Source organism: Curtobacterium oceanosedimentum (genome assembly GCF_040545555.1).
GTDB lineage: Bacteria > Actinomycetota > Actinomycetes > Actinomycetales > Microbacteriaceae > Curtobacterium.
In genome coordinates this window covers 68154-81670 of the sequence record NZ_JBEPMD010000008.1, presented here as the reverse complement: position 1 = coordinate 81670, position 13517 = coordinate 68154, and the positions used below count along the sequence as shown (strand labels likewise).

Here is a 13517-nt window from a genome sequence, read left to right as displayed (position 1 = left end):
TGCGATGATCGAGCCGTGACGGACCGGCGCACGTTCCTCCGGCCGATGCGGCGCCGGTCGATCCTCGTCGACCTCCTCTGGGCCGGGCTCGCGGCACTGCTCTTCGCCGCACCGATCGACGTCGAGCTCGAGCACGCGAGTCCCCTGGCCGTCGCGGTCGCCTGCGTCGCGATCGTGCTCCGCCGCCTGTCCCCGAGCTCGGCGATGGTCGCGACCGTCGCCCTCGGCGCGGTGCAGGTGGCCGGCGGCGAACGGCCGTCGTTGGTCGACCTCGCCATCGCGGTCGTCATCGGTACCGTCGCCGTCGTCGGCACACGGTTCGAAGCCGTGCTCGCCGGCCTCCTCGCCGTGATCGCCGGAGCCTCGGCGTCCATGTACCTCTCCTCGACCGGTTACCGGTACGCCCTGCTGCTGAACGGGCCACGCGACCAGGTCGTCCTCGTCCTCGCCGCGCCGGCGCTCGTCCTGCTCTCCTTCTGGGCCGCTGGTCTCGCCGGTCGGGCGATCCGGTCGCAGAACGCCGAGGCCGTCCGACGCGCCGACGCCGAGGCAGCTGCCAGCCGTGCGGAGGCCGTGGCCAACCGGGCCGAGGCCGTCGCCACCCGCGCGGTCGACGAGGCCGAGGCCGAGCGCATCCGCGCCGACATCGCCCGCGACGTGCACGACGTCGTCGGGCACTCACTCGCGGTCATCATCGCGCAGGCGGACTCGGTGCCCTTCCTCGACGACGAGGCCCGAATCCGCGAGGTCAGCGCCACCATCGCCAGCACCGCCCGCAGCTCCCTGGTCGAGGTGCGGCAGGTGCTCGGACACATCGACGGCTCCGACACCGCGAGCGACCCGACGTCCTTCGAGGAGATCGTCCGCGGCATCCGCGACGCCGGGGTCGACGTGGAGCACGCCGTCCGCGGTGTCGCCCGGCCGCTCGGTGCCGTGCACGGCACCGCTGCCCGCCGGGTGCTGCAGGAGATGCTCACGAACGCGCTCCGGCACGGGGCACCCGGCGGCGCCGTCGAGGTCCGGGAGACCTGGCGCTCCGCCGACCTCGTGCTCGAGGTCGAGAACCCCGTGCCCTCGAGCGCGCTGCCCGTCGGCGCCGAGCTCGGGCTCGAGGAGCTCGCCGCTGCGGCCACCGGCGCCGTGGCCGTCCGCACCGTCGCGACCGGTGAGCAGCCGACGACCGCGTCGACACGGGGTTCCGGCCGGGGCCTCACCGGCATGCAGACCCGACTCACCACGATCGGCGGGTCGTTCGACGCCGCCGTGCTGGACGCCGTGTTCGTCGCGCGCGCCCGCATCCCGTTCGACGTCCGAGGGGGGACCACTCGATGACCGACCCGATCCGCATCCTGCTCACCGACGACCAGGCGCTCTTCCGCGCAGGCCTCCGTGTGGTGCTCGACGCGCAGCCCGACATGCAGGTGGTGGGCGAGGCGTCCGACGGCGCCGAGGCACTCGACCGCATCCGCGAACTCCGACCCGACGTCGTCCTGCTCGACATGCGGATGGCCGGCGTGGACGGCGTCGAGACGGTGCGCCAGCTGTTCTCCGGCGCGTTCCCGGGGCCGCTCCCCCGTGTGGTGGTGCTCACGACGTTCGGCCTCGACCCCGCGGCCGCCACGGCGATCCGGCTCGGCGCGAGCGGGTTCCTGCTCAAGGACACCACGCCGCCGTTCCTGTTCGCGGCGGTGCGCGCCGTGCACGAGGGCAGCTCGGTGATCGCGCCGAACGACCTCTCGCAGCTGTTCGGCGCCGACGTCGACCGTGCCCCCGCCCCGCAGCCCGAGGCGTTCCAGACCCTGACCGACCGGGAGCGCATCGTGTTCGGTTGGGCATCGCGCGGGCTGTCGAACGCCGAGATAGCGGCGAAGGAGTTCGTCACCGAGTCGACCGTGAAGACGCAGATCTCGAGCATCCTCGGCAAGCTCGCGCTCCGTGACCGGGTGCAGCTCGTGGTGTACGCGCACGACCACGGGCTGGCCGGTGCCCGCGACGCCCGGGCCACCGGCCCGTAGACCGACGCCCATGGGCCACCGACCCCGGCCGCTCGTCCCCGGTACGCTCCGACCGTGTTCCTCCTCGTCGTCGCCGTCGTCTTCGCCGTCTGCTTCGCGGTGTCACGCCGCCGCGACCCGCGCCTGCTCCGCAACGGCGTCTTCCTGACCGCGGCGGTCGTGTTCGGCGTGCTCGGTACGCTCTCCGTCGCAGCCGACCGCTCCCCCGTGGCACTCGTCCTGCTCGCGCTGCTGATGCTCGCCCTGCCCGTCAGCGTCGTGGTGTTCGGCGTCGCCCTCGTCGCGAACGGCGTCACGATGCTCCGCAAGGAGGGCAGGAGCCTCGGCAACCAGCTCTCGCTCATCGCCGGGGTCCTGGTCTTCGCACTGCCGGTCCTCGCCGTCCTGGTCGTCGTCTGGTTCGGCGCCGTCGGGGTGACCGTGGCGGCGCTCGTCGCCCTGGTGTCCGCCTACGCGAGCGCAGCGTTCGTGTCGTTCGCGGTCTACTCCGTCGTCTACGGGCGGATGCGGCACGGACTCGTGCCGACCGCCGTCGTCGTGCACGGCGCCGGACTCCGGCCGGACGGCACCGTGACCCCGCTCCTGCGCGGACGGCTCGACCGGGCGCTCACGGTCTGGCGTGCCGAGACGGCGCGCGGCAACCGGCCGCTGCTCGTGCCGTCGGGCGGCCAGGGCAGCGACGAGGTCCGGTCCGAGGCGGCCGCCATGGGCGAGTACCTCGGCGCCCAGGGCGTCCCGGCGGAGGCCGTGCTGCTCGAGGACCGGTCGACCACCACCCGCGAGAACATCGAGCGGTCCGCCGTGCTCCTGCGGGAAGCGGACCGACACGGCCCCCTGCTCCTGGTCACGAGCGACTACCACGTGCTCCGCACCGCCTCGCTCGCCCGACGCCTCGGGGTCGACGCGCAGGTGGTCGGCGCACGGACCGCGCGCTACTACGTGCCCAGTGCGTTCCTCCGCGAGTTCGTCGCACTGCTGGTCGAGCACCGCTGGGTCACCGTGATCGCGCTCGGCCCGTTCGTGGTGCTGGCGGCGGCCGTCGTCGTCGGCCAGCTCACCCAGCTGGTCCCCTGAGGCACCCGGCCGACCACGGGACGGACGGGAGGCCCGAGGCAGCGGTGATCCGCGCCTCCCGGCCGGCACGCACCCTCCTCGCCGCGCGCGGCCGTGAGCGGGCCCGGGAACGCGAGAAGGCCCCCGGATCCCTCCGGAGGCCTTCCCTCACCTGGTGCGCGAGGGGGGACTTGAACCCCCACGCCGTTTCCAGCACACGGACCTGAACCGTGCGCGTCTACCAATTCCGCCACTCGCGCCAGCCCGGCAACACTAGCACGCGTGGGAGGGTGCCCGTGACCACGCACAGACGGGCAGGAGCGCCACCCACTACCATGCAGTGGTCCCTGACCGACGAACACGGAGACACATGGGCCTCTTGGACAGCTTCGAGCGAGGGTTGGAGCGCGCCGTGAACGGCGCCTTCGCGAAGACCTTCCGCTCCGGCGTGCAGCCCGTCGAGATCTCCAGCGCGCTGCGGCGGGAGCTCGACACGAAGGCCGCCGTGGTCTCGCGCGAGCGGATCCTCGTGCCCAACGAGTTCACGGTGCGCCTCGCACCACCGGACCACACCCGCATGAACGACATCGGTCGGCCGCTCATCGACGAGCTGTCGCAGATGGTGCAGCAGCACGCGGTCGCGCAGAACTACTCGTTCTCCGGCCCGGTGTCGATCTCGCTGCAGCAGGACGGCACGCTGTCCACCGGGATCCTGGAGATCGACTCGTCGACCGTCCAGCGCGACGTCGCCTGGGTCGCCGTGCTCGACATCGGCTCGCAGCGCCACCGGTTGCGCCGCGGCCGCACCGTCATCGGGCGGGGCACCGACGCGGACATCACCGTGGCCGACACCGGGACGAGCCGGAAGCACGTCGAGGTCATCTGGGACGGCAAGCACGCACAGGCCAACGACCTCGGGTCCACGAACGGCTCGAAGCTGAACGGCGAGCGCTTCCAGCAGGCCATCGTCGAGCCGGACTCCACCATCGAGATCGGTCGTACCCGTATGGTGTTCCGGGTGATCCCGGAGAACGACGGAGGTGCACGATGACCACGGGCCTGACCCTGCTCGTCCTGCGCTTCGCCTTCCTGGCGGTGCTGTGGCTGTTCGTGTTCGTCATCGTCTTCGCCCTGCGGAGCGACCTGTTCGGCCAACGTGTCCGCACCATCCCGACCGACCCGAAGGCCGGTGCGTCCTCGCCGACGACGCCGGCCGTCCCCGCCGCAGCAGCACCAGCGGCCGCGGCGCCCGGTGCGTTCACGGAGCTGATCGGCCAGCCCTCGGGCCCGACGCCGCAGCAGTCGGGTGCCGCACAGCCGGCCGCCGGCGTCCCGACGCGCCTCGTCATCACCGAGGGCTCGCGCGAGGGACTGGAGATGCCGCTCGGCGGCGGCCCGATCACGATCGGTCGCTCCAGCGAGTCGAACGTCGTCATCCGCGACGACTACACCTCGACGCACCACGCCCGCCTCGACCTCCGTGGCGAGGGCTGGGTCCTGTCCGACCTCGAGTCCACGAACGGCACGTTCGTCAACGGTCAGAAGGTGACCGGACCCGTGACCATCGCGGAACGGACGCCGATCACGATCGGGACGACGACGTTCGAGCTGCGGCGGTAACCGGCACATGACGGCTCGCACGCTGAGCGCCGCTGTGTCCCACGTGGGGCGCATCCGTGCCAACAACCAGGACTCCGGGTACGCCGGCACGCACCTGTTCGCGGTCGCGGACGGCATGGGCGGGCACGCCGGCGGCGACGTCGCCTCGGCGATCGCCATCCGCCGCATCCGCGAGGTCGACCGCGAGTTCCCGTCCGCGCACGACGCGGAGTTCGCCCTGCAGTCCGCGCTCATCGCCGCGAACCAGCTCATCACCGAGACGGTGTTCGAACACCAGGAGCTCACCGGCATGGGCACCACGGTGTCCGCGCTCATCCGCGTGGGCGAGCAGATCGCGATCGCCCACATCGGCGACTCCCGCATCTACCGGATGCGCGACGGCGAGCTGCAGCAGATCACCTCCGACCACACCTTCGTGCAGCGGCTCGTCGACAGCGGCCGCATCACGCCGGAGGAGGCGGCCGTGCACCCCCGTCGCTCGGTGCTCATGCGCGTGCTCGGGGACGTCGACGCCGCACCCGAGGTCGACACCGCCGTCATGGACATCCAGACCGGCGACCGTTGGCTGCTCTGCTCGGACGGCCTGTCGTCGTACCTGGCCGAGGAACGGATCCGACACGCACTCGCGTCGAACATGGACGCGAACCAGGTGACGCAGCGCCTGGTCAAGGAGACCCTCGACCACGGTGCCCCGGACAACGTGACCGTCGTCGTGATGGACGTCACCGACACGGAGCCCGAGGACGACGACGCCGCAGCCACCACCGTCGGCTCCGCAGCCGCGCCGCTGACCTTCGAGGCGTCGACCGGCCGGAAGCCGATCCGCCTCCCCACGATCCTGCTCCACCCGCTCAAGGTGAGCTCCGTCCCCGAGGACTCCCACTTCGAGCCCGAGTCCGACCAGTACTTCGCCGAGCTCATCGCCGAGGACCGCCGTCGTCGCATCCGGCGCCGTGTGGCCTGGTCGATCGCACTCGTCGTCGCCGTCGCGGCGCTGGTCGGCGCGGTGTTCCTGGGCTGGCGGATCACGCAGGCGCACTACTACGTCGGGACCGACCGCGGCACGGTCGCCATCTACCAGGGCGTGCAGCAGTCCATCGGCCCGATCGCCCTGTCGGACGTCTACGAGGACACCGACATCTCGGTGTCGTCGCTCCCCGACTACACCCGCGAGAACGTGCGCTCGACGATCAACGCGACGTCGCTCTCCGACGCCCGTGACATCGTGGACCGGCTGCGGAAGGCCGCCGAGACCGGTCAGGACCAGGCCGGCACCGGCGGGGACACGTCCTCGTCGCCGACACCGTCGCTGACCCCGTCGGCCTCGCCCTCGGACAGCGCTGCGCCGTCCGAGGCCCCGGGAGCCACCGGATGAGCGCCGCGACCGCCCAGTCCTTCACGCAGGCGATCACGATCAAGCTGCGTGAGCCCGCCCGTGCCCGCAACCTCGAGCTCGTGCTGCTCGTCATCGCGTGCGGCATCTGCGCCGGCGCGATGGTGCTCGTGCAGCTCGGCACCAAGGGCCGGATCTTCGACACCGGCGTGCTCTGGGTCGGCGCCGGCATCCTCGGACTCGCACTCGTCATGCACGTGGTGCTCCGGGTCGTCGCCAAGCACGCGGACCCGTTCGTGCTGCCGATCGCCCTGGTGCTCAACGGCATCGGCATCGCCGAGATCTACCGCATCGACGTCCACAACGGCCTGACCGGCTGGGACGCGATCGGCGTCAAGCAGATCGTCTGGACGATGCTCGCGATGGTCCTGGCGACGATCACCGTCGTGGCGGTCCGCAACCACCGCTTCCTGCAGCGCTACCGCTACATCTTCATGTTCGCGACGATCGCGCTGCTGCTCCTGCCGATGCTGCCCGGCATCGGGGAGAACATCGGCGGTGCCCGGGTGTGGATCCGCATCGGCCCGTTCTCGTTCCAGCCCGGCGAACTCGCGAAGATCACGATGGCGCTGTTCTTCGCCGGCTACCTCGTCACCGCACGCGACTCGCTCTCGATCGTCGGCAAGAAGTTCGCCGGCATGACGTTCCCGCGCGCCCGCGACCTCGGTCCGATCCTCGTGATGTGGGCGTCGGCGATGGCCGTCCTGGTGTTCCAGCGCGACCTCGGGACGGCGCTGCTGTACTTCGGCCTGTTCCTCGTGATGATCTACGTCGCCACCGCGCGGCTCGGGTGGGTCGTCATCGGTCTCGGCCTGTTCATCGGTGGAGCCCTCGTCGCGCAGTCGGTCCTGGTCTACGTCCGAGGCCGCTTCGAGCAGTGGCTCGACCCGTTCGACCAGACGATCTTCGACCGCCAGACCCAGGGCAGCTACCAGCTCGTGCAGGGCCTGTTCGGCTTCGCGAACGGCGGGATCACGGGCACCGGCCTGGGCCAGGGGCGCCCGTACATCACCCCCGTCGCGAACGCCGACTACATCGTCGCGTCGCTCGGCGAGGAGCTCGGGCTGATCGGCGTCTTCGCGATCCTCGCCCTGTTCATCGTCCTGGCGTCCCGAGGCCTGCGCGTGGCCTTCATGGCCCAGGACGACTTCGGCAAGCTGCTCGGCGTCGGCTTCGGCTTCATCATCGCGCTGCAGGTCTTCGTCGTCGTCGGCGGCATCACCCGGATCATCCCGGTGACCGGCCTGACCACACCCTTCATGGCCGCCGGTGGATCGTCCCTGATCGCGAACTGGATCATCGCGGCGATGCTGCTGCGCCTGACCGACTCGATCCCCGCAGAACAGCGCGTCCAGCAGGGCGCGGTCCCCGCCGCCCGTGGCCGTTCCGGACGCGGTGCGACGACCAGGAAGGAGCGCTCCCGGTGAACCGACAGCTCCGCGGCGTCTCGACCGTCATCGTGCTCATGTTCGTCGCGCTCTTCGTGTCGACGACGTCGATCCAGTTCTTCGCGGCCGACTCCCTGCGCGCCGACTCGCGGAACTCCCGCACGATCCTGGACAGCTACTCGACCAAGCGCGGCGCGATCCTGGTCGACGGCAGCCCGATCGCCGAGTCCACCCCCTCGGACGACCAGTACCAGTACCAGCGCAAGTACACGAACGGTGCGCTGTACTCCGCCGTGACCGGCTACTTCACCATCGGGCAGGGCAACACGGGCATCGAGAGCGCCGAGAACACCGTGCTCTCCGGCAACTCCGACGCCTCGTTCTTCCAGAACCTCAACGCCATCCTCACGGGCCAGGACGTCCAGGGCGACAACGTCAACCTGACGATCGACCCGGACGTGCAGCAGGCGGCGTACGACGCGCTCGGCCAGAACAGCGGCGCCGTGGTCGCGATCCAGCCGTCGACGGGCAAGATCCTGGCGATGGTGTCGAAGCCGGCGTACGACCCGAACGCGCTGACCTCGCACGACACCGCACAGGTGAAGCAGCAGTACGACGCCCTGCTCCAGCAGACCCCGACCCCGCTGCAGAACCGCGCGATCGGCGGCGACCTGTACACGCCGGGCTCGGTCTTCAAGCTCGTCGTGGCCTCCGCCGCGCTGAAGGACGGCAAGTACACGCTCGACTCCGAGTTCCCGAACCCGTCCCGCCTGCAGCTCCCGGGCACCAGCACGTACATCAACAACGCCGAGGGGGGTTCCTGCGGCGGTGGCGAGACCGTGCAGCTCCGCACGGCGATCCAGTACTCGTGCAACATCCCGTTCGCCGAGCTCGGTCAGAAGCTCGGGTACGACACGATCAAGTCCGTCGCGGACGAGTACGGGTTCGGCGACGCGATCGAGGTGCCGATGCGTGCCACCGCCAGCCAGTACCCCGACGTCGACTCGACCGCGCAGCTCATGCTGAGCGCCTTCGGGCAGGCCAGCGTGCGCGTCTCGCCGCTGCAGATGGCGATGGTGTCCGCCGGCATCGCGAACGGCGGCAAGGTCATGCAGCCCTCGCTCGTGGACTCGATCACCACGAGCGACCTGAAGACCGTCGAGTCGTTCTCGCCGAAGCAGTACAGCGACCCGCTGTCCGGCTCCGAGGCCGCCGACCTGACCGAGGCGATGCAGAGCGTCGTCAGCGGCGGGACCGGCACCAATGCCAAGATCGACGGAGTCGACGTCGCGGGCAAGACGGGCACGGCGGAAGGCGGTACGGGCGACCCGTACACGCTGTGGTTCACGGGGTTCGCCCCGGCGAAGAACCCGGAGGTGGCCGTGGCGGTCGTCGTCGGGAACGGTGGCGGACTCGGGCAGTCCGGCGTCGGCAACACGGTCGCGGCTCCGGTCGCGAAGAAGGTCATGGAGGCGGTGCTGAACAAATGAGACCCACCAGCGGACTCACTTTCGGTGGGCGGTACCAGCTCTCCTCCCGTGTCGCGATCGGCGGCATGGGCGAGGTGTGGCAGGCGACCGACCTCGTCATCGGCCGGACCGTCGCGCTCAAGATCCTGAAGGACGAGTACCTCGGTGACCCGGGCTTCCTCGAGCGCTTCCGCGCCGAGGCCCGGCACGCGGCACTCGTCAACCACGAGGGCATCGCCAACGTCTTCGACTACGGCGAGGAGGACGGCAGCGCCTACCTCGTGATGGAGCTCGTCCCCGGCGAGGCCCTGTCCACCATGATCGAGCGGGAGCACACGCTGCCGGTCGACAAGGTGCTCGACATCGTCGCCCAGACCGCGAACGCCCTGCAGGCCGCGCACGCGGTCGGTCTGGTGCACCGCGACATCAAGCCGGGCAACCTGCTCATCACGCCCGACGGTCGTGTGAAGATCACGGACTTCGGCATCGCGCGCATCGCCGACCAGGTCCCGCTCACCGCGACCGGCCAGGTCATGGGCACCGTCCAGTACCTGTCGCCGGAGCAGGCGAGCGGCCACCCGGCGTCGCCGTCGACCGACATCTACTCGCTCGGCATCGTCGCGTACGAGTGCCTGGCCGGACGTCGCCCCTTCACCGGCGAGTCCCAGGTCGCCATCGCGATGGCGCACATCAACGAGCAGCCACCCGCGCTGCCCGGCGACGTGCCCGAGCCGGTGTCGGCCCTCGTCCTGTCCTGCATCGCGAAGAAGCCGGCGGACCGCCCGGCGACCGCCGCGAACCTCGCCCGTGCAGCCCAGGCGCTGCGCCGTGGGGACGTCGCCGCTGCGACCGTCGCCGTCCCGGCGGTCGGTGGTGGCGGGACCGTCGCGTTCAACCCGCCGCAGGGCCCCGGTGACGACGCTGCGACCGCGTTGATCGGGACGCAGGCGGGAGCGGTCGCTGGCCCTCCCGGTACTCCGCGGTCACCCGCGGCCCCGGAGGACGAGGAGCCGCGGAAGAAGCGTGCCTGGATCTGGTGGCTCGTGGGCGTCCTCGCGGTGCTCGTGATCGGCGGCGTCATCGCGGCGTTCGCGCTCAGCGGGTCGGACGAGCCGGAGCCGGCTCCCACGTCCTCGTCGCCGGCACCCACCCGGACGACGCCGACACCGACCCCGACGACGACCCGGGTCTTCCTGAACAAGAGCGACTACCTCGGTCGCAACGCCGACGAGGTCCGGAACGAGCTCCAGGAGCGCGGGTTCGAGGTCACGGTCCAGGACGGCAGTCCCGCACCGACGGCGGAGCAGGCCGAGACCGTCGCGGACATCACCCCGACCGGCAGCGTGGTCGAGGGCACCCTCGTCACCATCACCCAGTACACGACCCCGCCGACGGCCAACAAGCCGAACACCCCGACCGCGGGGACGGTGTCGCAGTCCGGTCAGGTCACCTTCAGCTGGTCGGCCGCGACCTGCCCCGACGGGTACACCGTGTCGAAGTACTCGTGGACGGTGTCGGGCGGGAAGGACGCCTCCGGCGCGACCTCCGGTGACACCAGCTCGACGGCCGTCACGATCCAGGCCGACGCTGCGGGCGCCCCGGTGTCGTTCACCTACACGGTCACCTGCGGCTCGCTCGCCGCCTCCGAGTCCTCGGACCCGGCGACCGCGACCTGGGAGCAGGCGACCCCCACGCCGACGGGCACCCCGACCGCGCCGCCGACCGGAGCTGCCAAGCCCTGACCGATCGTCACCCGAACGGGGGCTGTCGACACCGTTGTGTAACGGTTCGTCGGCAGCCCCCGTCGTCAGCGTTCGGGCAGGAAGCGCTGCCGTACACTTGCCCGGACGGACATTCGGAGGAGTACGTGCCAGAAGGTGTGACCGCGGGGATCACGCTCCTCGCCAACCGCTACGAGATCGGTGACGTCATCGGTCGTGGGGGCATGGCGACGGTGCACGTGGGGACCGACACGCGACTCGGTCGCAAGGTGGCCGTGAAGCTCCTCAAGCCGAGCCTCGCGTCGGACCCGACGTTCCGGATCCGCTTCCGACAGGAGGCGCAGGCGGCAGCCCGCATGGCGCACCCGACCATCGTGCGTGTGTACGACGCGGGCGAGGAGACCGTCACCGAGCCCTCGGGCAACCAGGTCCAGGTGCCCTACATCGTCATGGAGCACGTCGACGGCCGCGCGGTGTCCGACGTCCTCGACGACGGCCCGCTCGACCCGGCAGAGGCGGTCCGCATCACCGAGGGCATCCTGACCGCCCTCGAGTACTCGCACCGCGCCGGCGTCGTGCACCGCGACATCAAGCCCGCGAACGTCATGGTGACGCACGGCGGTCAGGTCAAGGTCATGGACTTCGGCATCGCCCGCGCCATCACCGACACGTCCGCCACGGTGGCGCAGACCACGTCGATCCTCGGTACGGCGTCGTACTTCTCCCCGGAACAGGCCCGCGGCGAGACCGTCGACGCGCGGACGGACCTGTACTCCACCGGTGTCCTGCTCTTCGAGCTGCTGACCGGCCGACCGCCGTTCGTCGGCGATTCGCCGGTGGCGGTGGCCTACCAGCACGTGAGCGAGCAGCCGGTCGCCCCGTCCACGCTCGCACCCGAGGTGTCCCCGGCGCTCGACGCCGTCACGCTGCACGCCCTGGTGAAGGACCGCACGCGCCGGTTCCAGAACGCAGCGGAGTTCCGGACCGACCTGCAGCAGGCGGCTGCCGGCAAGGTCCCGGTCTCCACGCGCACGCTGCAGCAGAACGCCGCGCACGACGCGTCCACGATGCTCTTCGGGGTCAACCCCCGCACGACCTCGAACCCTGCGGTCGCGTTCCGGGAGCTCGACGACGACGCCGCCGACCACCGCCCCCAGCGCACGCAGAACCGTCCGCCGGTCGCGTGGATCTGGCTCGGCATCATCCTGACCGCCGCCGTGATCGCGGGCGTGGTGTTCTTCGTCGCCAACCTGCAGCCAGGCAAGGCTCCGGTGTCGTCCTCGGTGTCCGTGCCGAACGTCGTCGGTGCCACGTGGGACTCCGCGCGCACCGAACTCGAGAAGCGCGACCTCAGCGCGGTCGAGGTCGGCGAGAACTCCGACGGCGTGGCCAAGGACACGGTCATCCGGACCGAACCGGGGTCCGGCACCAACGTCGCCCGCAAGCAGAGCATCAGGGTCGTCGTGTCCCTCGGCCCGGAGCAGGTGGCCGTCCCGGACGTCGCGAACCAGACGCAAGACGCGGCGGAACAGGCCCTGAAGGCCGCCGGCTTCGCGGTCGGCGCGATCAACAGCGACTACTCGAGCGACGTGCCCGAGGGCACCGTCATCAGCAGTGACCCGGCGAGTACCACGCAGCTGACGAAGGGCTCGGTCGTCAACCTGACCGTGTCCAACGGCAAGGTGCAGCTGCCGGACGTCACACAGCAGCCCATCAGCGCCGCCAACGAGGCGCTGGCGAACCTCGGGCTCAACGTGGTCGCGTCACCGACGTACACGTGCACCGGCAGCATCGTGGTGCAGCAGAGTGCCCCGAAGGGTGACGTGGCACAGGGCAGCACGATCACGCTGACCTACTGCGCGGCCTCGGCGCAGCGGCCGTCGCAGGCCCCGTCCGCTCCGGCGGCGCCTGCCCAGGGTGGCGCCGCTGGCGGGAGCGTCGGGGGCGGCGGGCAGTAGCCCGGTCCGTCGCGTCGGCTGCGGCGGGCGTCCGTGCGCCTGCCTGGAGGCACGCCGCACCCACCGCCCCGTCGGTCACGTCGCGAGACGGTCACGTCGGTACAACGTCGGTACACCGGTAGCGTCCGGTGGGCTGGCGGCGCTGGACTGCGCACGTCTGGAACGGCCGACGGCCGACGGCCGTTCACCGCCGACACCCTGCGGCGTGCAGCGGTGCGGGGTCGACCGGCGCCGTCAGGACCGGTGCGCGGCGATCAGGGGGTTCAGGGCCGCGGCCCGCTCGGCAGCGCCGACCAGACCGGTGGTCTCGAGCCAGTTGCCGACCATCCGGTACCCACCCTCGGTCAGGACCGACTCGGGGTGGAACTGCACGCCGTACACGGGGTGGTCGCGGTGCTCGACACCCATGATCACGCCGCCGCCGGTCCGCGCGGTGACGGTCAGCTCGTCCGGCACCGTGCCGTCCACGATGGCGAGGGAGTGGTACCGCGTGGCCGTGAACGGGTGCGGGACCCCCGTGAAGAGCACGCTGTCGTCGTGATCGACCTGCGAGGTCTTGCCGTGCATGAGTTCCTCGGCGTGGGTCACCGTCGCGCCGAGCGCCTCGGCGATGGCCTGGTGACCCAGGCACACGCCGAGCAGCGGGGCCTCGGCATCGATCGCCGCCCGGACGGTGGGGATCGAGATGCCGGCGTCCCCTGGCGTGCCCGGACCGGGCGAGAGCAGCACGCCGTCGTAGTCGGCGATCCGGTCGGCGATCTCGGCTTCGGGGAAGGCGTCGTTCCGCACGACGTCGGTGTCCGCGCCGAGCTGCTGCAGGTACCCGTTGAGGGTGTAGACGAAGCTGTCGTAGTTGTCGACGACGAGGATCTTGGTCATGGTCGGATCACCGTACTCGTG

The 13517-nt window shown here is 71.0% G+C and carries 11 protein-coding genes and 1 tRNA gene; 10 read left to right on the top strand and 2 right to left on the bottom strand.

The genetic code is table 11. The annotated features are described in order from the left end of the window. The first annotated feature begins 15 nt into the window (after positions 1–15). From ABIC52_RS10420 to ABIC52_RS10410, 3 genes are read left to right on the top strand one after another with little or no spacing between them, the layout of a single operon-like run. Positions 16–1332 (top strand): sensor histidine kinase, encoded by a 1317-nt coding sequence (locus tag ABIC52_RS10420; protein ID WP_126889992.1) that lies wholly within the window; start codon positions 16–18, stop codon positions 1330–1332. Then, on the top strand, positions 1329–2015 hold the full coding sequence (locus ABIC52_RS10415) for a response regulator (protein ID WP_209675855.1): 687 nt from the start codon (positions 1329–1331) through the stop codon (positions 2013–2015). Before ABIC52_RS10420 ends, ABIC52_RS10415 begins: the two co-directional genes overlap by 4 nt. 54 nt (positions 2016–2069) lie before the next feature. Continuing rightward, positions 2070–3089: a YdcF family protein gene (locus ABIC52_RS10410; RefSeq protein ID WP_126889990.1), complete on the top strand. Its 1020-nt coding sequence runs from the start codon at positions 2070–2072 to the stop codon at positions 3087–3089. A 152-nt stretch (positions 3090–3241) separates the two neighbouring features. Here ABIC52_RS10410 and ABIC52_RS10405 read toward each other — a convergent pair. Continuing rightward, positions 3242–3328 (bottom strand) — tRNA-Leu (locus tag ABIC52_RS10405). A 110-nt stretch (positions 3329–3438) separates the two neighbouring features. On the opposite strand from ABIC52_RS10405, the gene ABIC52_RS10400 reads away from it, so the two are divergent. The 7 genes from ABIC52_RS10400 (at position 3439) to pknB (ending at position 12617) form a co-directional block, all read left to right on the top strand. Further along, entirely contained in the window at positions 3439–4119 is a 681-nt protein-coding gene (locus tag ABIC52_RS10400; protein WP_126889989.1) for an FHA domain-containing protein, read from the top strand. Further along, entirely contained in the window at positions 4116–4688 is a 573-nt protein-coding gene (locus ABIC52_RS10395) for an FHA domain-containing protein FhaB/FipA (RefSeq protein ID WP_209675854.1), read from the top strand. Before ABIC52_RS10400 ends, ABIC52_RS10395 begins: the two co-directional genes overlap by 4 nt. Positions 4689–4695: 7 nt before the next feature. After that, positions 4696–6063 carry a Stp1/IreP family PP2C-type Ser/Thr phosphatase gene (locus ABIC52_RS10390; protein WP_126889987.1) on the top strand — a complete coding sequence of 456 codons (1368 nt, stop codon included), beginning with the start codon at positions 4696–4698 and terminating at the stop codon, positions 6061–6063. Continuing rightward, entirely contained in the window at positions 6060–7508 is a 1449-nt protein-coding gene (locus ABIC52_RS10385) for an FtsW/RodA/SpoVE family cell cycle protein (protein WP_126889986.1), read from the top strand. Before ABIC52_RS10390 ends, ABIC52_RS10385 begins: the two co-directional genes overlap by 4 nt. After that, a complete protein-coding gene (locus ABIC52_RS10380) occupies positions 7505–8959 on the top strand; it encodes a peptidoglycan D,D-transpeptidase FtsI family protein (RefSeq protein WP_126889985.1) in 1455 nt (484 codons plus the stop codon). Before ABIC52_RS10385 ends, ABIC52_RS10380 begins: the two co-directional genes overlap by 4 nt. Further along, positions 8956–10680, top strand: a complete 1725-nt coding sequence (locus ABIC52_RS10375) for a protein kinase domain-containing protein (protein WP_354027270.1) — start codon at positions 8956–8958, stop codon at positions 10678–10680. Before ABIC52_RS10380 ends, ABIC52_RS10375 begins: the two co-directional genes overlap by 4 nt. Positions 10681–10805: 125 nt before the next feature. Further along, positions 10806–12617 (top strand): Stk1 family PASTA domain-containing Ser/Thr kinase, encoded by a 1812-nt coding sequence (pknB, locus tag ABIC52_RS10370; RefSeq protein ID WP_354027269.1) that lies wholly within the window; start codon positions 10806–10808, stop codon positions 12615–12617. A 234-nt stretch (positions 12618–12851) separates the two neighbouring features. Here the strand turns inward: pknB and ABIC52_RS10365 are convergent, their stop codons facing one another. After that, positions 12852–13496, bottom strand: a complete 645-nt coding sequence (locus ABIC52_RS10365; RefSeq protein WP_126889983.1) for an anthranilate synthase component II — start codon at positions 13494–13496, stop codon at positions 12852–12854. Positions 13497–13517: the final 21 nt, after the last annotated feature.